Here is a 19,687-nt window from a genome sequence, read left to right on the forward strand (position 1 = left end):
GGTGTTTCAGGTGTCTTGCGATTCGAACGTACCACGCCGCAGCACCGCGCCATCGCGCAGGTGCAACTGGCCGCCGGCGAACACGTCGGTCACCGCGCCGGTGGCGTCCAGCGCCACCAGGTCGGCGTCGGCGCCCACCGCGATGCTGCCCTTGCCCGGCAGGCGCAGCAGTCCGGCGACGTTGGAGGTGAAGGCCGGCAGCGCGTCCTGCAGGGCGATGCCGCGGGCCAGCAGCTCGCGCAGCGTGTCGACCAGCGCGCCGGAGTGGCCGACGTCCATGCTGCACACGCGGCCCTGCGCATCGAAGCAGGGCAGGCAACCACCGGCGTCGGAGCTGATGGTGACGCGGTCGCGCGGGGCACCGCTGTCGAGGTAGCGGACGAGCGCATCGGCCGCGCTCCACGCGTCCTCGCCCTCGTCCACCGGGAAGGCGGTGATGTCGATGCTGCAGCCGCGCCGCGCCAGTTCGATGGCTTCGTCGAAGAGCGCCTTGCGCCGGTTGACGTGGGTCGGATTGAACACCCGCGGCGGCAGCTCGCTTTGATCGAGCGCGCGCCGTACCAGGTCCAAGCCGCGCGGGCCGTCGCCCAGGTGCAGATGGAGGAGGCCGGCCTTGCCGGTCATCAGTCCGGCCACGTGCGCGTCGGACGCGATCCGCAGCAACTCGTCCAGGGTCGGCTGGCTGGAACGGTGGTCGCTGATCGCCAGCTCGCCCACGCCGATCAGGCAGTCGATGAAGGCCAGGTCCGCGCGCACGCTGCCGGTCACGGTGGCTGGCGGCAGGTGGTAGCCGCCGGCATATCCCCACGCCGACAGGCCCTCCTCGCGCAACGCGTTGACGTGGGCCACCAGTTCGCGCGTGCTGCGGGCGACATCGTCGGTGCCCAGCAGGCCGACCACCGTGGTCACGCCGCTGCGGGTATAGCGCGACAGCGTCGGCGCCGGCACGCGACTGGCGAAGCCGGCCTCGCCACCGCCGCCGGTGACGTGCACGTGGCCATCGATCAGGCCAGGCACCAGCCGGCGGCCAGCCAGGTCCATCACCTGCGCGCCGAAGGCGGCCGGAAGATCGGGCGCATCGGTGCCGATCCACAGCACCTTGCCGCCGCCGAGCAGCAGGTCGTGGCGACCCAGCGGTTCGGGCGCGTACACATCCGCGTTGCGGATCAGGGTGGTCGTCATCAGCTGTCGACCATTCCGTTGACGTTATCGCTCATCTTCACTCGATCCGCGGCTATCCCGACGCGGTCATCCGCGCGGCGGACCAGTCTAACCGGGCGTGGGCACGTTGGCGGCGCGGAACGGATCGCCGCACGGCGTCCGGGTCGACGGGATTGGCGGCGGTGTTATGTGAGCTGAGCTGGGCTGGCGTGGCGCAGTGCAGTCGCGTCGACCGGCGCTGGATGTCGCAATCCCTCGATGCCGGCATCGGCCACGGGAAGACGCGCGGGTCGATCTTCGCCTGCCGCGCGTCCCCATCGCATTACGGCGTGGCGTTGCCTGCCGTCGGCAGTGCCAGCCGCTTCTCCAGGTCTTCGCGCATGTCCACCAGCTCGGTGGACAGCTGCTTGCGCCTGGCCATGCCTTCGCGGTGGATCTCGCGGACTTCCTCGACGGTGCGGATCAGCGTCTCGTTGACCGTACGCAGCGTCTCGACGTCGATCACCGAGCGCTGGTTGGCGCGCGCGGTGCTGACGGCGGTGGAATGGACCAGCTCGGCATTCTTGCGCATCAGCTCGTTGCTGGCATCGTCGATCGCATTGGCCAGTTCGACCGCATTGCGCTGGTCGGCCAGCGACAGCTGGATGGCGAACTGGTTGCGCCACATCGGGATGGTGACGTCGCGCACCGCGCTGAACTTCTCGATCAGCTGGATCGCGTTGGCCTGGATCAGGCGGATCATCGGCAGCGTCTGGTCGGCCGCGTGCTGCAGCACCTGCAGGTCGGACACGCGCTTGTCGATCAGGCGCAGCGCGGTGTCGAGCGCGGCGCGGCGCGTGCGTGATTCGGGATCCTCCTGGCCGGACAGCGAGGCCAGTTCCGCTTCCAGCTCGGCGATGCGGACGCGGCCGGCGGCCACGTGCACGCCCAGCTCCCGGCGCTCGTCCAGCACGATGTCGTGCATCTGGTCGTACTCGCGCACGCGCTGCTGCTGGATCTGCTGGGTCTTGCCGACATCGCCCATCAGCTGGTCGATCTGCCGGTTGGTCGAGCTGTAGCGCTGGACCAGGTCGTCCTTGGTGGCGCGCATCTTGTCGATCAGCGGGCCGAGGATGGGCAGCTTGGAGCGGCCGTGGAAGGAGTCCAGGTTCAGCGAGCGCGCGATGCGCACGACGTCGCCCAGCTTGTCGCCGCTGCTGTCGAGGTCGGCGTTGCGGACCTTGTCCAGCAGCTGCGTGCTGAAGGCGCTGGTCTTCGTCGTGGCTTCGCGGCCGTAGGTGTGCAGATTGCCGGGTGCGATGTCCTGCAGCGCCTTCGCCGCTTCCTGGATGCGCGGGATGTCGGCGCTTTCCAGGCCCAGGTCGGTCAGCAACTGTGGCGACAGCACCGCGGGGACCAGTGTCTGTTCGGGATTCGTCGTCGTCATGGGGCCTCCTGGGGTTGGGTTCGCTGCGCGGCCGTTGCCTGTGCGGCGGACGGTACGGGCAGGTGTTCGATGTGGGCTTCCAGCTCATCTATCGTCCGCATGGCGGAGGATAGCTGCATTCCATGACCTGCACCGGCGGCGACGCCCTGCTGCTGGTCCAGCAGCACGCAAAGGCGTGGCAGCTGCTGCGCGTGGCGTTCAGCGATGGCGAGCGCGTTGGCCGCGACGAGATCAAGCTGGCTGGCGGTGATCTCGTAGGCGCTGCGCAGCGTGACGAGATGCGCGAGCCGCGAGGTGCCGGCAGGCGTGCCGCCTTCTGCGGCAGCCTGTCGGCGCGCGAGGCTATCGATCTCCTGCTGTAGCTGCACACAGGCGTCGCGTAGCCGCTGCGCATGCCCGGAGAGTGTCGCATGCTGCCGATGCAGTCGCTCTGCCTCGAAGCCGGCCTGTCGCAACAGAATGCCGCTGCGTTCGCGTAGCGAGCGCGCTTCCGCGGCGAGGCGGATGTCGCGGCCGATCAGGCGACCCCAGAAGCCGACGCTGCGACGCAGTGCGCGTGGGTCTGCCGAGAGCAGCACGGTGCGCAGGTCGCGCAGCGTCGTCTGCAAGTCGCCCGCACTGGCCTGCGCCAATGCACGGATGGCCGCGGCGTGGTCGGACAGGCCGGGCGCGTCGGCGTCGGCGGCGACAGACCGTTTCACCGCGGGTGGTCTTCCGTGCCGTCGTCCGGCACCGCGGGCGACACGTCCAGCGTCGGCGTCGGGCGCTCTTCCTTGAACGCGAGGCTTGCGATCACCTGGTCGAACTCGGCTTCGCGCGGCGAACGCGGCTTGGCCTTGCGCGTGCCCGCAGGCGCAGGCGCCGTCGCGGTGCTGCGCATCGCCTGCGCCAGCGCGACGAGCGCCGCGTTGAGCTGGTCCTGGCGTGCCATCGTCTGCTGCAGGGCATCCAGCACCGGCGCGGTATCGATCGCCGGTGCAGGCGCAGGTGCGGCGACCGGTTCCGGCGTGCGCAGCGACTGCAGTGCGGACAGCAGTGCTTCCCACGGTGCGGGCGGCGCTGCTTCGACCGGCGCTGGTTCGCCCAGGCGCTGCAGGCCGACGGCGATGTCGGCCAGCTGCGCGACGACGCGGCCGCCGACATCGGCGTCCTCCGCACCCATCGCCTTGTTGCGCAGGAAGTCGGCCTTGATCTGCTGCCAGCGCGCCTGTTCGTCGCCTGTCAGCGTGCCGCGCAGTTCGCCGAGTTTCAGCAGGTTCTCTTCCGCACCGGTGGTCAACAGCTGCGCCTCGCCCAGGTAGTGGTCGGAGATCAGCTGCTGCAGCTCGGCGGCGTTCATCACCGGCGAGATCTTCTCCGCCAGCTTGTTCATGTTGCGGTAGCTGCCCTGCAGGCGGAACGGCGGCTCCACCCGGTACTTGTCGGCCTGCGCGGCGCTGGCGATGTACTGCTGGTTGACGCGATAGACCACGTCGCGCACGGTCAGCAGGCGCTGCAGCACGGCGACGATCTCGCCGATCTCCGCGCCGCTGTAGGCATGCGACAGCTGGTTGGTGCTGACGTCCTTGCCGCGGGCCTTGTCGACCAGCAGGTACAGGTCGGCCATGTCGCGGGTCGCGAGCGGCGCCAGTACCGGGTTGGACGTCAGGCAGTTCTCCACGTAGCTCAGCAGGAACGCGTCCTCCATGCCGCCGAGCACGTCGCCCAGGTTGTAGATGTCGGCGCGGTTGGCCAGCATGTCCGGGATCTTGAAGATCTCGCCGGACTCCGTGTACGGGTTGCCCGCCATCACCACCGCGAACTTGCGCCCGCGCATGTCGTAGGTCTTGGTCTTGCCGCGCCAGACGCCTTCGATGCGGCGCGTGCCGTCGCACAGCGAGATGAACTTCTGCAGGAATTCGGGATGCGTGTGCTGGATGTCGTCCAGGTACAGCATCACGTTGTTGCCCATCTCCAGCGCCAGGTTGAGCTTCTCCAGCTCCTGCCGCGAGGTCGCGTCCGGCGCCTGTGCGGGATCCAGCGAGCGCACCTCATGGCCGAGCGCGGGGCCGTTGATCTTCATGAAGACCAGGCCGAGCCGATGCCCCACGTATTCCATCAGCGTGGTTTTGCCGTAGCCCGGCGGCGAAATCATCATCAGCAGACCCATCAGGTCGCTGCGCTTGTTCTCGCCGACGGTGCCCATCTGCTTGGCGAGGTTGTCGCCGATGACGGGCAGGTAGACGTCGTTGATGAGCTTGTTGCGCACGAACGAGCTCAGCGGGCGCGCCTTGAACTCCGACAGGCGCATCGCCGCGCGCTCCCGCTGCGCGACCTCGCCGCGCAGCGTCTGGTAACGCTGCCAGGCCGGCACGAAGTGCTCGCGATGCGCGACGAAGCGCGCCGGCAGATCGTCGACGGCCAACGGGAGCCTTCCCTCGCGGATGCGTGCGTGTTCGCCGAGCAGTCCTTCGACCGTCGTCATCAGGGTCACGTGTTCGACCACGTGCGTCAGCTGCGCACCGTGGCGGAACAGCGCGATCGCTTCCGGCACGTACGCGGCCAGATGGGCCTGGTCGGGCAGTGCGGTCAGCGCGTCCAGCGCCTGCCGCAGCAACGACCATGCCGCGGCCGGACGTGCGTCCAAGCGCTGCAATGCGCTGGCCAGCACACTGCCACCGGCCTCGTCGGCCAGGCGTGCGCGGAACGCAACCACCAGCGATTCGGCGTAATGGGTGAAACGGAACGTGGGCGTCGCCGCGGTGACGGTATCCGTCAGGAAGGCGGCCGCGGCCGATGCGTCCGTGGCGGGGAAAGGCAGTGCATCGCGCTGCACCCATTCGACCATGGCGGTCGCCAGCTCGTCGCGCAGCGTCGGCACGGCGCGGCCCGCCGGCGACATCGCATCGATCGCGCGTGCCGCCCGGATGCGGTCGGTCGTGTCCTGCGGCGTCGCATCGCTGCGGCACCACCAGGCGACCGCCAGCGCGCGCGCCGCGGGGGCGTACTGCAGCGTGCCCGCAGCTAGGCGTAGCGGCAGGTAGGCGCGCAGGATCGCGGCGGCGTCGTGGTCGTGGATGCCCTTCTCGTATCCCTCGCGATAACGCGGCGCGGCGTAGTCGCGCACGATGCGGTCCAGGGCTTCCGGATCGGCGAGCGCGTGGTGGAGTTGACCCGCGCCCAGGCCGCCTTCGCCCGCCAGCGCATCCTGCAGCAGCCGGCAGGCAAGGTACTCGCCGCGGTACAGCGTGGGCGATTCGGACTCGAGGGTGACGTCCCAGTAGGCGCGCAGCGCGTCCAGCGCCGGTTCCTGCAGGGGCTCCAGATAATCGGTGCCGGTCAGGTGCACGGCCAGCGTGTCGCCGCGCGGGATCAGCGTCAGGTCCAGCGGCTGCGTGTTGACGCTGAAACGGTGGCGCGGGCCGAGGCGGATGACGTTGCCCGCGTCTTCGAACAGGTCGCTGCGGTCGCGCAGTCCGCGCACGGCCTGGTCGCGGGCGCCCTTGATGCGTGCCTCGATATCGTCGGCCTTCACCGAGTCCTTCAGCTCGCGCAGGCGGCCGGCCAGTTCGCGCAGCTTGAGGATCAATGCATCGCCGGCAAAGAACGCGTTGAGTTCGTCCGGCGTGGTGAAGCGTTCCGTGCGCCGGGCCAGGCCTTCCAGGATCCGGTTGGCGGCTTCCTGCACCGACTGCGCCTTGCGCTGGCGGTCGTCCAGCAGCGCCTGCTTGTGCGCCTCGAACGCCTCCAGCATCTCTTCGCGCTTGGACAGGATGTCGCCGAGGAACTGCTCGTGCTCGCCGAACTGGCTCTCCAGTTCCTCCAACTGCACCATCAAGCGCGACAGCTGCTCGTCGGCGCGCTCCGGCGTGGTCGCCATCGCCAGCGCGTTGCTGACGGCCTGGCCGAACAGGGTGAATTGCGCACCGAACTGCGCCACCGCTTCGGCCGAGCCCAGCTCGCGGCGGCGCTGGGTGGCGCGCGCGCGGGTCTGGTTGAGCTTCGAATAGATCGCCGACAGGGCATCGACCACGTGGGTGCGCTGGGTGGCGTCGTCGACCTTCAGCGTCGCCATCAGCTCGGACAGCATGTCGAGCTCGCCGGCCATGCCCTGCATCGCGTCGATGGCCTCGGCCAGTTCACGCGCGCTGGCCGCCTTCTGGGCGCGCGCATCCAGTTCGATCAGACGCTGCTGGAACGGCGCCAGTGCCTTCTCGCCGGCCAGGAACTGCCCGGTCGCGGTGCCGACGCGCTCATGCGCGTCCTGCAGCGCGACCGTCATCGCGTCGATGGCGGCGGTGTCGATGTAGCGGTAGTCGCGGATGGTCAGCAGGTGGCCGCGCAGGCGCGAGACCGCGCCCAGCGCCTCGACGAACTCGCCGATGCCGTTCCATCCCTCCGGCTGCAGGCGGCCGAGCAGCGCGCGATGGTCGCGCTGTGCCTGCGCCATCGAGGTCTCGGACTGGCGCCGGATCTCCTGCACCTTCTCGTACTCGTCCAGCACCGACTCGCCGGTACCGGCGATCTCGTGCAGCAGCGTGGCCAGGCCCTCGCACTGCGCGTCGTCGATCCAGTGGTGCAGGTCGAACAGCCGGCGCGTGCCGTGCGTCAGCAACTGGTAGCGCTGCGCCGAGACGTCGTCGCGCTCGATCTCGCGGGCCAGGTCGAACAGGTTCGACACCGCACGCACCAGCTCGGCATTGCCGAGCTTGGCCATGAACGAGGTGCCGGCGGGTCGTGTTGCGGCGAACTCGTCGGAACTGAAGGGCGTCTGCCACACCTGCATCGGGTGCACGCGGGTGGGGTCGTCGTTCTCGGCGCGGAACAGCACCATGCGGCCATCGTGCAGGCGCGCATAACCGTGTGCGAGCACGGGCGGCTGCAGGCGGCGCTGCACCAGGTTGTAGACCAGCAGCGCGGCCTGGCCAGTTTCGCGCTCGTAGAACACGTACATCACGTCTTCGCCGTTCGGCGAGCGGATCGTGCGCTTGTACTGCATGTCCTGCACGGCGGCATCGAAGGCCTTGTGTTCGCCGTTCTGGAGGTAGTAGCCGCCGGGGAAGATGATGCCGTGGTCTTCGGGCAGCTGGATGCAGGCCTGCACGATGGCGTCGAGGCGCGTCACCTTGCCGGTCTGGGTGTTGTAGACCAGACCGCGCCACACGCTCTCGCGGTACGGCAGCACCTTCAGCAGGATCAGCGAGCCGACGCGCGCGAACTCGATCTGCGCGTCGTCCAGCGACTGCGTGCGGTCCTCGACCGGCTCGCTGTAGACGCCGGCGCCGGTCTCGGTGTTGTTCTCCACCTTCAGCGTCAGGTCGCCGCCGATGGTCTCGACGAACAGGGTGTCGAGGATGTTCAGGTGCGGATGGCGGCCGCTGACCTCCATGTCCTTGGTCGCGCGCGTCCATTCGAAGTCGAACGGCGGCGGCAGCACGATGTCGCGCTCGCCACGGGCGTCGAGGTAGTTCACCTCGCCCTCGGAGGTGAGCGTCCAGCGGAACACGCGCACGTCGGTGTTCTTCAGGCCGATCTGGAATGCCATCAGCAGGCGGCCGTCGCGGACGATCAGCTGCAGCAGCCGCGCGTCCTTGTAGTAGCTGTACAGCTCGCTGAAGTCGCGCTGGAACGCGCCGTCCGCGAGGAAGCTCGCGGCGATGTCGACCGGCGCCACGTCGTAGCCTTCGCCGGCCTCCACCAGGCGGTAGATGCCGAACACGTCGGCGACCGAGGTGGTCGTCTTCAGGCCCATGTAGACGTTGAAGCCGAAAAGCAGCAGGTCGCCGACCTGCACGATGTCGCGTCCGACCGAGTTGTGCTCGGTGCGGATGCGCAGGCGGCCGATGGCTTCCATCCGGCTGTCGCCGAATTCCTGCAGGCGGCGCGCGTTGAGCGCTTCCACGACGGTGCGCAGCCGGGCGCCCTGCTCGTCGAGGCGGCGGCGCAGCACGTCGTAGGCGCCGCCCTGGGCGACGGCCTGGTCGACCTGCGCGTCGGTGGAGGGGACTTCGGTGTTCGGTGTATCGGACATCGGACCTCATCCTCGCCCGTCCTGGGCGGTCGATGCGGAAATCGGGGCCGGCGGCACGCGCCGCCGGCCCGGCTCAGGCGCGCTGGATCAGGCGTCGGTCGCTTCGCCCTGCCGGCCGGCCACCGGCAGGCCGGAGCCCGCCAGGCGGCCCAGCAGCTGCGCCGCGATCGGGCTTTCGCCGACGATGCCTTCCAGCGCCTTGCCCAGCGACACGCCCTTGGTCAGCGCATTGAACACGCCGCCGTCGCCGCCGATCAGCTCGATGTTGGCGCTCTTCAGCGCGCTGCCCAGGATCTCGGCGTTCTCGCGCGAGATCGCCTTGCCCGCGTCGATCGAGGCCAGCAGCTGGCGCAGCTGGGTTTCCAGCAGCATGCGGAACTCCTCGTGGCTGCGCGCGTCCGGGCTCATCTTGCCCATGGCGTCGAACTTCGAGGTCAGGCCCTCCGCCTCGGCGGACATCTTCTTGGCGATGTTGCTGGCCTCGGCATCGCCCATCGCCTGGGTGGCGCTGGCGTTGGCATGGCCCAGCTTCTGCGCACCGTCGGCCTCGGCGCTCAGGCGCTCGGTCAGCACGCGGGCGTCGGCGTTGCCCTGCTTGTAGGTCGCATCGGCCTTGGCTTCCAGCACGCGCGCTTCGGCCAGCCCGGTTTTTTCCATTGCCACGGCATTGGCTTCCTGCACCTGTGCTTCTGCCAGGCCGGGCGCGGCGCTTTCGGCGCGCACGCCGTCGGCCAGCACGCGCTTGGCTTCGGCCTGCTTGCCGGCCGCCTGCAGTTCCGCCTCGGCCAGTACCGTCATCTCGACCGCGCGATGGCGCGCCGCCTGTTCCGCTGCTTCGGCCGCCTTGACGTCCTTGACCAGCGTCTCCTGGGCCGCGGCCTCGGCGGCCAGCACGGTCACCTGCTTGGCCCGGTCGGCCTCGGCGACTTCGCGGGTCTCCTTGATCTTCTCTTCGGCCACGGCGACCGTCTGCTCGATCTGGGTGCGCTCGCGGATGACGTTGGCGACTTCCATGCGTCCCTGCTCGACCACCTTGTCGCGGTCGACTTCCTGCATCTGCACTTCCTTGTTGGTATTCACGCGCTCCAGCTGTTCGGCACGCGCGACGCGCTCGAGTTCGATGGCGACGGCGCGGCGACGGTTCTGCTCGGCGACCTCGACCTGGCGCAGCTGTTCCTGCTCGCGGATCTTGATCTGCTCCTCGGTCTCAAGCCGCGCGCGCTCGGAGACCTGGCGCTGTTCCTCGATCACCTTGGCGGTCTCGGCGGCTTCGCGGGCGCGCACGGTCTCGACCTCGCGCTGCTGGCGCGCTTCGGCTTCGGCCTGCTGGCGCTCCAGCGCGAGCATGGCTTCGCGGGCCTCGGTGTTCTTCTTGGTGATCGCCAGCTTCTCGTTCTGCTCCAGTTCGTTGGTCTGCACGTTCTGGCGCGCGGTCAGCTCGGTGATCTTGCGGATGCCTTCGGCGTCCAGGATGTTGCTGGGGTCGAGCAGGTGCTTCGGCGTCTGCTCCAGGTAGTCGATGGCGACGTCCTCCAGCACGTAGCCGTTGAGGTCCTGGCCGATGACGGCGACGATCTCGTCGCGGAACTCCTGGCGCTTGTCGAACAGCTCGGTGAAGTCGAACTTCTTGCCGACCGTCTTCAGCGCCTCGGAGAACTTGGCGTTGAACAGCTCGTCCACGGCGTGCTTGTCGGATGCGCGGTCGGCGCCGATCGCCTTGGCCACACGCAGCACGTCGGCGGGCGTCTCGTTCACGCGCAGGTAGAACGCCACCGCGATGTCGGCGCGCATGTTGTCCTTGCAGACCAGGCCTTCCTTGCCGCGGCGGTCCACCTGCAGGGTGATCAGGCTGATCTTCATCAGCTCGGCCTTGTACAGCACCGGGATGATCAGGGCGCCGGTGAAATGCACCTTGGGGCTGGAACTCATGTCGTTGACGATGAGGGCCGTGCCCTGTTCGACCTTCTTGTAGAAGGCCTTGAAAATGCCGATCAGGCCGAATCCCAGCACCAGCAGGACGGCGAGTCCGATGACGAAGGGGAGGATCGTGGCGGTAGTCATTGCAGAACTCCTTGTAGACGGCGCGGGTACTTACTGCTGGTGGAAGGCGGTTTCGGACATGACGCGGTAGGTGTTGTCGGCTTCGACGTGCTCGATCAGCACGACGCGATCGCCGCGCGAGAAGCGTTCGCCCGGCAGCGTGCGGACCTGCAGGATCAGGCCGGCACCGCCGTCGTCGAAGTGCGCGCGTCCGCCGTCGGCGTCCGCGTACGGCGAGATGACCGCGCCGGCGCGCCCCAGGACGGAGGGCGGCACGGGCGGGCGCAGGCGAGCGATCACCGCCGCGACCGGGCGCAGCAGCAGCGAGGTCACCAGTGCGCCGGGCAGCAGGGCCGCGACCAGCGTGCCGGCACCGGCGATCCAGCGCACGCTGTCTGGCAGGTGCTGGAGCAGGAGCAGGTGCACGAAGTAGGTGATCAGCCAGCCGAAGAAGGACAGCACGGTGAGCACCAGCATCATCGGCACGCCGGACAGGCCGAGCCTAGCCACCATGCCGGCGACCACATTGGGTTCTGCTGTGTCGCCGTCGGTGGCCAGCCAGCCGTCGACGGCATCGATATCGACGATGCCGGTGGACGCCATCAGCCAGTACACGGTGCAGAACGCGAGCAGCACGCTGTACACCAGTGTGGGAAAGGTCAGGGCGGTATTCAGGAACTCGTTCATCGTGGCTCCCCCTGTTCAGCGCTTGCGCGCGGACGACGTGATGCGTTTCTGGGCCCGTGCCAGCACGGCCTGCGCGGGGTCGCTCGTTGCCGCCGCGCTTGTTTCACCCTTTATCGTGCCGGCAACGGATGGGCCGCCGGTGCGACGCTTCATCCGTTGTGCCGAAGCGAAGGCCGGCTCCGGATACGTTGCCTCGCCGGGCTGCCTGCGCGCCACGGTGGCCTGTGCGCGCTGCAGGCTGTTGCTGGTACGCAGGATGTCGAGCTGGTGCTTCAGGCGCCGCAGCCGGCCTTCCAGCTGTTCGCTGGCATGTGCGAAGTGGTGCTCCTGCGCGGCAAGATCACGACCTTGAGTGACCAGTTCATCGCGCCGAGCCTGCAGGCGCACCACGTCGGTGGCCGCCGCGTGCGCCTGCGTGGCGCGACGCTGGCGCAGCGCGCTCTCCACTTTCGCTTCGGCGGTGGCGATATCGGTCGCCAGTTCCGCCTGGCGTCGCTCGTTGGCGATGCGCCGCGCCTTCGCGGCCGCGTGATCGCCACGGGCTGCGTGCAAACCGTCGTCGACCGTCCGGATCTCGCTGTCCAGCAGGCGTTCGGCGCGTTCGCCGAGCACGGCGTCGGCGACGCCCTCCATGCCGTCCTGGATGCGCTTGAACAGGCTTCTCAGTGCGTCGGGCATCAGGCCCTCGCCTTCTGCGCGACACGCAGGTAGGGGCGGTAGGCGTCGGTGGCGTGGATGACGTTCTCGGCCAGCGTCTCGATCTCGAACATGACGTTGGCCAGGCTGGAGTGGCTGTCGAGCGCGCCGAACATGGAATACCCCGCGACGCCGCCGATCCGCTGCATGCCGATCGTGGAGAGCGGCAGCAGGACATGCGTGCTGAGCACGTGCGCGTTGAACGCGGCGGGGTCCATCACGTCGTCCACCGGCCATAGATAGGCCTCGACCAGGATCTGCTCGCCGCCCACGGCCAGGAACACGGAAAGATCGCCGTACTCGTGCATCACCAGGTGCAGGCTGGGCTCGGCGCCCTCGATGGTCTCCACGCTGAGCAGGCCGTCACGGACCGCGCTCGTCTGGCCGATGGCATGGCGTATCGCCGGCACCGTCCATCCCGCCTCGATGGGCTGTGTCGGCAGGTAGGGGATGCCGGCCTCGCGCTCGGATTCCCGCATCGACTTCTCGATGGCGGCCAGTTCCTCCGCGTACTCCGGCCGGATCCAGACGTCCTTCTTGACCAGCCCCTGCTCGCGCATGCGCTCGCGGTAATTGCGAACGTGCAGCGTGGAAGCCTTGAGCGCGGGACGTGGAGCTGTCATGAAAGCGAACGTAGTTATTACATGTAATTTTGTCAAGCGGCGGTGCGGCACCGCCGGGGCGGGTGACGGCTGTCGCGCGCGTGTAACAGGCGGCATCGACAATGGCGCCGGCAACGAGGTCCCTCTCTCCTCCCGCGTTGCAGCGAAGCCCGGTCGCCGCCGGGCTTCGTGCTTTCCGGGCCGCGCGCCGCGCGTGGTATGGTCGAGACGATGATGATTCGCCGATGCCGCTCCACCGCCTGTTCCTGTTCCTGCTCGCCATGACCGCCGCCCTGTCCGCCGCCCTGTCCGCCGAGGGACGGGCAGAGCCGCTCGTCATCGCCCATCGCGGCGCCAGCGCGCACTTGCCTGAGCACACGCTGGCCGCGTACCGGCGCGCGATCGCCGACGGTGCGGACTACATCGAGCCGGACCTGGTCGCCACGCGCGACGGCGTGCTGGTGGCGCGCCACGAGAACGAGATCGGCGGTACCACCGATGTCGCCCAGCGGCCCGAGTTCGCCGAGCGCCAGCGCACGCAGGTGATCGATGGGGAGACGGTCGAGGGCTGGTTCACCGAGGATTTCACCCTGGCCGAGCTGAAGACGCTACGGGTACGCGAGCGCGTGCCCGGACTCCGAGGCACCGCACACGACGGCCGGCATGAAATCGCGACGCTGGACGAAATCATCGCGCTGGCGTCGGAACAGGCCGCATGCACCGGCCGCACCGTCGGCCTGATTCCGGAGATCAAGCATCCCAGCCACTTCCAGCAGATCGGGCTGCCGATGGAGCATCGCCTGCTGGAGGTACTCGCCGCCCATGCCTACACGCGCGAAGCACCGGTGGTGATCCAGTCGTTCGAGCAGGCCAACCTGCGTGCGCTGCGTGGACGCCTGGGGCCTTCGCATCCCAACATCCGGCTGCTGCAACTGCTCGAGGTACCCGGCAGGCAGCCGGGCGATGCGCTGGCTGCTGGCGATCCCACACGCTATGCCGACCTGATGACGCCGGCAGGGCTGCGGGACATCGCCGGGTACGCGGAGATCATCGGGCCATGGACGCGACTGCTGATGCCGGTCACCGATGACGGCACGCTCGGAACGCCAACCCCGCTGGCGGCGGACGCGCGCGCGGCGGGTCTGGAAATATGGCCCTACACGTTTCGTCCGGAGAACCATTTCCTCCCGCCGGCGCTGCGCGAAGGCGACGATCCGGGCACGCGTAGCGACGCGGGATCCGTCGAGGAGATACGCGCCTATCTCGCGCTGGGGATCGGCGGCTTCTTCACCGACGATCCGGCGCTGGGGCGTCGCGCGGTCGACGCCCGCTGAGTCGCTTACACCCGGCCGAACACCAGGCTGGCGTTGGTGCCGCCGAAACCGAAGCTGTTCGACATCACCGTATCGAGCGTGGCATCGCGGCTCGCCCGCACGATGGGGAACGCGGCGGCGCCTTCATCGAGTGTCTCGATGTTGGCGGAGCCGGCAATGAAGCCATCGCGCATCATCAGCAGGCAATAGATAGCCTCGTGCACGCTGGCAGCGCCCAGCGAATGGCCCGACAGCGCCTTGGTGGACGAGATCGGCGGCAGGTTGTCGCCGAGCGCATTGCGGATCGCTTCGAGCTCGATCACGTCGCCCAGCGGCGTCGAGGTGCCGTGCGTGTTGAGGTAGGCCAGCGGTGCGGTGACGCCTTCCAGTGCCATCTGCATGCAGCGCACGGCGCCTTCGCCGGACGGCGCGACCATGTCGGCGCCGTCGGAGGTCACGCCGTAGCCCAGCAGTTCGGCATGGATGCGTGCGCCGCGCTTCACTGCGTGGTCGTAGTCCTCCAGCACCAGCATGCCGCCACCGCCGGCGATGACGAAGCCATCGCGGTCGGCATCGTAAGGACGCGAGGCATGCGTCGGGTCGTCGTTGCGCTTGCTGGACAGCGCGCCCATGGCATCGAACATCATGGTCAGCGCCCAGTGCAGTTCCTCACCGCCACCGGCGAAGACGATGTCCTGGCGGCCGGCACGGATCAGGTCCGCCGCGGCGCCGATGCAGTGCGCGGAGGTCGCGCACGCTGCAGAGATCGAATAGCTGACGCCCTTGATCTTGAACGCGGTGGCCAGCGTCGCCGACACGGTGGAGCACATCGTGCGCGGCACCATGTAGGGGCCGACCTTGCGGATGCCGCGCGCGCGCAGCAGGTCGGCGGCTTCGATCTGCCATTCGGCCGAGCCGCCGCCAGAGCCGGCGATCAGGCCGGTGCGCGGCTGGCTGACCAGGGCCTCGTCTAGGCCGGCATCGGCGATGGCGTCGCGCAGCGCGATGTGCGCGAACGCGGCCGCGTCGCCCATGAAACGCTTCTGCTTGCGGTCGATCTGCGCGTCGAGATCGATCTCCGGCGCACCGCCCACGTGGCTGCGGAAGCCGAGTTCGGCGTACTGCGGGATGTGGCGGATGCCCGAGCGGCCTTCGCGCAGCGCGGCCGACACGGTGTCCGCGTCGTTGCCCAGGCAGGACGTGATGCCGAGGCCGGTGATGACGACACGACGCATGGTCAGAAGCTCTCCGTCGAGGTGAACAGGCCCACGCGCAGGTCGCGCGCGGTGTAGATCTCGCGGCCGTCGACCAGCATGCGGCCGTCGGCCACCGCCAGCACCAGCTTGCGGTTGACCACGCGGCTGATGTCGATCTCGTAGCTGACGCGCTTCGCCGTCGGCAGCACCTGACCGGTGAACTTCACCTCGCCCGATCCGAGCGCGCGGCCGCGGCCGGGCGCGCCGATCCAGGTCAGGAAGAAACCGGTCAGCTGCCACATCGCATCCAGGCCCAGGCAGCCCGGCATCACCGGATCGCCGAGGAAGTGGCACTGGAAGAACCACAGGTCCGGATGGATATCGAGTTCCGCGCGCACCATGCCCTTGCCATGCGTTCCGCCGCCCTGGCGGATCTCGGTGATGCGGTCGAACATCAGCATCGGGTCGTTGGGCAGGCGGCCGCTGTCGGGGCCGAACAGTTCACCGCGCGCGCTGGCCAGCAGCTGTTCGCGCGAGAAGGAAGCGGGGGCGTTCATTGCGTGGTCCGTTCTGCGAAGGCGCAAATAATGCACACATGTGCATACGCTTGTCTTGATGCAGATCAACGGTGTTTTTTCCATACGCCGGCGTACCATCCGGCCAACGCAATTGCGGCAAGGGTTTCGCGCATTCTGTCCGCGACTCCACACGCAGCCGTATTGTTTCCATCCGCATCCATGCGATTGCGTACGGCGGCCGATATCATCGCGTGATGCGCAAGATCATCCACATCGACATGGACGCGTTCTACGCGTCGGTGGAGCAGCGCGACGATCCGTCGCTGCGTGGACGGCCGGTGGTGGTCGCGTGGCGTGGCGAGCGTTCGGTGGTGTGCGCGGCGTCGTACGAAGCGCGCGTGTTCGGCGTGCGCTCGGCGATGCCGGCGGTGCGCGCGGAGCGGCTGTGTCCGCAGGCGGTGTTCGTGCCGCCGGATTTCATCCGCTACAAGACAGTGTCGCGGCAGGTGCGCGAGATCTTCCTGCGTCACACCGATCTGGTCGAGCCGCTGTCGCTGGACGAAGCCTATCTCGACGTCACCGCGCCGAAGTCCGACCTGCCGACCGCGACCGCCGTGGCCGAGACCATCCGCGCGCAGATCCGCGAGGAAACGCAGCTCACGGCATCCGCCGGTGTGGCGCCGAACAAGTTCCTCGCCAAGATCGCCTCCGACTGGCGCAAGCCGGACGGACAGTTCGTGCTGCGGCCGCACCAGGTCGACGCGTTCCTGACGCCGCTGCCGGTCGAGCGCATTCCCGGCGTCGGCAAGGTGATGCAGGGCAGGCTCAACGCCGACGGCATCCGCACCGTCGGCGATCTGCGTGCGTATTTGCAGCATGAGCTGGAAGCGCGCTACGGCAGCTTCGGCGGAGGCCTGTACCGGCGCGCGCGCGGCATCGACGAGCGGCCGGTCGAGCCGGATCAGCCGGTGCAGTCGATCTCGTCCGAAGACACCTTCGCCACCGATCTGCCGTTGTCAGAACTGGAGCCGCACATCGTGCGCATCGCGGAGAAGGCGTGGGCCGCCAGCCGCAAGACCGAGCGCGTCGGGCGCACGGTGGTGCTGAAGCTGAAGACCTCGCAGTTCCGCATCCTGACGCGCAGCTTCACGCCAGAGTCGCCGCCGGCCTCGGCGCAGGCGTTCATCGACATCGCCCTGGCCCTGCGCGAGCGCGTGAATATGCCGGCGGCGACGCTGTACCGTCTGGTCGGTGTGGGGCTTTCAGGGTTCCGCGATCGCGACGAGGCGGTTGTGCAGGCGGGATTGTTCGACCCGCAGGAAGCCTAGGCGCCGATCAGGCTGTACGCCACTCGAAGGCGAGGTCTTCGTTGCGCTCGAAGCGGCGCAGGTGCGAGGCGATCACGCCTTGCAGGCGCTCGCGCGGCTCTGCTTCCGGCTGGTACAGCGTGATGACGAGCGCATCGCCGTCCACGGCGAAGTCGGCCGGGCCGACTTCGCTGAACGGAATGCGGGCGTGGTCGTCGTCGGGGCGTTCGATCTCGAACTTGTGCCGCCAGTGGTTGCACAGGGTGCGCAGCAGCTTGGCGGGGTCGTTCGGGCGTACGGTGACTGAGGACGTGGCGTTCATCGACGGGATCGCATCAGGGGAGTTTCCTGTTTACGTCCGGGTCCCTCCTTCGACAAGGCCGGCAACGGAACAGTCCATTGCCGGCCCCGGATTCGACGTGCGACTCAGTCGCGCGCGCTGTAACGCAGGCTCAGGCCGTACTCGCGACCGGGCTGGTTGTACCAGGCGATCGTTTCGTATTCGCGGTCGAACACGTTGCTGGCGCGCGCCTGCAGCGACCATTCGTCGGTGATCGCGTATTCCAGGCGCAGGTCCAGCGTGCCGTAACCGGCCAGGCGGACGCTGTTGGCGGCGTTGTCGTAGCGGTGGCTGGCGCCGTAGCCGGTCACGCCGATGCGGAAGTCGCCGAACGCGCGGTCCACGTCGAGGCGCGCGGTGTTGCGTGCGCGGCGTGCCAGCAGGTTGTCGTAGTTCGCGCCGGCGGTGTGGTTGCGCGGATCGGTGTGGCTGACCTGCGCGGCGATGTCGAAGCCGGCCAGCGTCACCGCGCCGGTCAGTTCGAGGCCGCGGATGCGCGCTTCGTCGGTGTTCGCCGGCAACCAGTTGCTGTCCAGCGCGATCAGGTCTTCGATGCGCGTCTCGTAGACGTTGACGCCCCAGTTCCATGCATCGCCATACTGCGACAGGCCGATGTCGAGCGTCTTGGAGCGCTCGGGTTCCAGCAGCGCATTGCCGGAGAACGGGTAGTACAGGTCGTTGAAGGTCGGCGCTTTGAAGCCGGTACCGGCGTTGACGGTCAGCTTGAAGCCGCCGCCGAAGCCGAGGCCCCAGCCCAGGTTGCCGGTGACGTGGTTGCCGAACTGGTCGTTGTCGTCGTTGCGCACGCTGGCCTGCACCTGCTGCGCGCCGAAGCGGCCTTGGTACTCGATGAAAACGCCGGTGTTGTCGCGGCTGTCCACGGGCACGCCGACGGTGTCGTTGATGAAGTCGACGCTGCTGGTGACTTCGTCGCGCTGCCAGTCGGCACCGGCGCTCAGCAGGTGCTGTTCGCCGAACGCGAAGTCGCCCTGCAGCGAGGCCGTGTCGCGACGCGTGTCGAACGTGCTGATGTCGGCGCTGGGGCTGCTGGATGCGTCGTTGTAGTAGTTGTGCGACTTGTCCGACGCGCGACCGACCTGAGCGGTCAGCGTGGTGGCGGCTGACGGCTTCCAGGTCAGCTTGCTGCCCAGCACCTGCTGCACGTTGTCGGCTTCGTTGCCGCCGTAGATGCTGCCGTCGAACTCATTGAAGGCGTCGGCATTCAGTGCGTGGCCTTCCAGCGTCAACGCATCGGTCAGCCTGTAGCCGGCGCGGACATTCAGGGAGACATTGCGGTAGCCGTCGTCATCGGGCTCGTCGGTGAAGCAGCCCTGGAACAGCGTGCCCGACCCGCGGCAGGCGTTGATGCCGTCGGTTTCCTGGTACGCCGCATTCGCGCCGATCCAGCCGCGTTCGCCGCCGTAGGCGAAGCCGCCGCTGGCTTCGCGCAGGTTGTGGCTGCCGCCACCGATGCGCAGTTCGCGCGACAGGCCCTGGCTGCCGCGGCGGGTGAAGATCTGGATGACGGCGCCGATCGCTTCCGAGCCGTACAGGCTGGAGCGCGGACCGCGCACGATCTCGATACGCTCGATCTGGTCGACCGGCAGGTCCTGGAACGAGGCCAGGCCGGCGGTCGCCGAACCGATGCGGATGCCGTCGACCAGCACGAGCACGTGGTCGGATTCGGTACCGCGGATGTTGAGGCTGCTCAGCTTGCCCTGCCCGCCCTGGTTGGTGAAGCCGATACCGGCGCGACCCTTCAGCAGGTCGACCAGCGAGCGCGACTGGCTGCGCTCGATCTCCTCGCGCGTGATGAGCTGGGTCGGCGCCAGGCTGTCCTGCAACGCGACGTCGGTGCGCGTGCCGGTGACGACCACTTCGTCCAGGTCGGTGGCGTTCTGCGCGTGCGCGGCGAACGGCAGCGCCAGGGCGACCGCGGTGGTCAGAAGGGAAAGGGAATGACGGATGTACATCGGACTCAACTCCATGGCGCGCCCCGCGCGCATTGTTCGGCGTGGAGTTGCGACGACGGAGAGGAACGTTGCGGACAGCGCAGCAGGCGAACGGCGGCGCGGCACGCCGCGACGCCCTCCGCATCGCAACCAGTGGACTCCCAGGCCGGTCTCCGGGCTTGCGAAGGCGTGCCGTGCACGCTGCCGGGGCGCCTTCCCATGCGTGGTCGCACAGTGGCCGATGCCGCGGTTGTCTTCGCCTACCGTTGCGGGGGCAGCGCCGGAATGCCGCCTGTGCGGGTCACCGGCTTCCCGTTTCAACCCACGGCAGGAATGCCAGGGTCACCTGAAAGCGCGCGCAGTATACGGGAAGCACCCGACGGCCACGTAGAGCGGAGCTTGCTCCGCTGCTCTTCTGCAACGGACGGTGCACGGCGTC

At 68.5% G+C, this 19,687-nt stretch carries 14 protein-coding genes and 1 riboswitch; of the genes, 2 read left to right on the forward strand and 12 right to left on the reverse strand.

Annotated elements, in window-relative coordinates:
• Positions 1-6: 6 nt before the first annotated feature.
• From iadA to CSC78_RS12040, 8 genes are all read right to left on the reverse strand, one after another.
• Positions 7-1,182 carry a beta-aspartyl-peptidase gene (iadA, locus tag CSC78_RS12005; RefSeq protein ID WP_162338086.1) on the reverse strand — a complete coding sequence of 392 codons (1,176 nt, stop codon included), beginning with the start codon at positions 1,180-1,182 and terminating at the stop codon, positions 7-9.
• 301 nt (positions 1,183-1,483) lie between these two features.
• The gene (locus tag CSC78_RS12010) at positions 1,484-2,587 is read right to left on the reverse strand and encodes a toxic anion resistance protein (RefSeq protein WP_162338087.1); all 1,104 of its coding nucleotides are present in this window, start codon (positions 2,585-2,587) and stop codon (positions 1,484-1,486) included.
• Positions 2,584-3,288 carry a hypothetical protein gene (locus CSC78_RS12015; protein WP_162338088.1) on the reverse strand — a complete coding sequence of 235 codons (705 nt, stop codon included), beginning with the start codon at positions 3,286-3,288 and terminating at the stop codon, positions 2,584-2,586. The genes CSC78_RS12010 and CSC78_RS12015 overlap by 4 nt, the downstream gene beginning before the upstream one ends.
• Positions 3,285-8,597, reverse strand: coding sequence for a DNA repair ATPase (locus CSC78_RS12020; protein WP_162338089.1), 5,313 nt, complete (start codon positions 8,595-8,597; stop codon positions 3,285-3,287). Before CSC78_RS12020 ends, CSC78_RS12015 begins: the two co-directional genes overlap by 4 nt.
• An 87-nt stretch (positions 8,598-8,684) precedes the next feature.
• Positions 8,685-10,658 carry a flotillin family protein gene (locus tag CSC78_RS12025; protein WP_162338090.1) on the reverse strand — a complete coding sequence of 658 codons (1,974 nt, stop codon included), beginning with the start codon at positions 10,656-10,658 and terminating at the stop codon, positions 8,685-8,687.
• Between the two features lie 30 nt (positions 10,659-10,688).
• Positions 10,689-11,324: a hypothetical protein gene (locus CSC78_RS12030; protein ID WP_162338091.1), complete on the reverse strand. Its 636-nt coding sequence runs from the start codon at positions 11,322-11,324 to the stop codon at positions 10,689-10,691.
• A gap of 15 nt (positions 11,325-11,339) precedes the next feature.
• Positions 11,340-12,002, reverse strand: a complete 663-nt coding sequence (locus CSC78_RS12035) for a PspA/IM30 family protein (RefSeq protein WP_162338092.1) — start codon at positions 12,000-12,002, stop codon at positions 11,340-11,342.
• Positions 12,002-12,643 carry a DUF2170 family protein gene (locus CSC78_RS12040; RefSeq protein WP_162338093.1) on the reverse strand — a complete coding sequence of 214 codons (642 nt, stop codon included), beginning with the start codon at positions 12,641-12,643 and terminating at the stop codon, positions 12,002-12,004. The genes CSC78_RS12035 and CSC78_RS12040 overlap by 1 nt, the downstream gene beginning before the upstream one ends.
• 224 nt (positions 12,644-12,867) lie before the next feature.
• Between CSC78_RS12040 and CSC78_RS12045 the strand changes: the two genes are divergently transcribed.
• Entirely contained in the window at positions 12,868-13,956 is a 1,089-nt protein-coding gene (locus tag CSC78_RS12045) for a glycerophosphodiester phosphodiesterase (protein WP_162338094.1), read from the forward strand.
• Between the two features lie 5 nt (positions 13,957-13,961).
• Here the strand turns inward: CSC78_RS12045 and fabB are convergent, their stop codons facing one another.
• Positions 13,962-15,170 carry a beta-ketoacyl-ACP synthase I gene (gene fabB / locus CSC78_RS12050; RefSeq protein WP_162338095.1) on the reverse strand — a complete coding sequence of 403 codons (1,209 nt, stop codon included), beginning with the start codon at positions 15,168-15,170 and terminating at the stop codon, positions 13,962-13,964.
• A 2-nt stretch (positions 15,171-15,172) separates the two neighbouring features.
• Positions 15,173-15,688, reverse strand: a complete 516-nt coding sequence (fabA, locus tag CSC78_RS12055) for a 3-hydroxyacyl-[acyl-carrier-protein] dehydratase FabA (protein ID WP_162338096.1) — start codon at positions 15,686-15,688, stop codon at positions 15,173-15,175.
• Between the two features lie 215 nt (positions 15,689-15,903).
• Between fabA and dinB the strand changes: the two genes are divergently transcribed.
• A complete protein-coding gene (dinB, locus tag CSC78_RS12060) occupies positions 15,904-16,977 on the forward strand; it encodes a DNA polymerase IV (RefSeq protein ID WP_162338097.1) in 1,074 nt (357 codons plus the stop codon).
• Positions 16,978-16,984: 7 nt separating this feature from the next.
• Here dinB and CSC78_RS12065 read toward each other — a convergent pair whose 3' ends face one another.
• Together CSC78_RS12065 and btuB are read right to left on the reverse strand one after the other, a co-directional pair.
• Positions 16,985-17,278 carry a DUF2218 domain-containing protein gene (locus tag CSC78_RS12065; RefSeq protein ID WP_162338098.1) on the reverse strand — a complete coding sequence of 98 codons (294 nt, stop codon included), beginning with the start codon at positions 17,276-17,278 and terminating at the stop codon, positions 16,985-16,987.
• Between the two features lie 104 nt (positions 17,279-17,382).
• Positions 17,383-19,269: a TonB-dependent vitamin B12 receptor gene (gene btuB, locus CSC78_RS12070; protein WP_162338099.1), complete on the reverse strand. Its 1,887-nt coding sequence runs from the start codon at positions 19,267-19,269 to the stop codon at positions 17,383-17,385.
• A 126-nt stretch (positions 19,270-19,395) separates the two neighbouring features.
• Positions 19,396-19,613, reverse strand: a riboswitch (cobalamin riboswitch).
• Positions 19,614-19,687 lie beyond the last annotated feature (74 nt).

Origin of the sequence: Pseudoxanthomonas japonensis (assembly GCF_010093445.1) — a bacterium.
Taxonomy (GTDB): Bacteria; Pseudomonadota; Gammaproteobacteria; order Xanthomonadales; family Xanthomonadaceae; genus Pseudoxanthomonas_A; species Pseudoxanthomonas_A japonensis.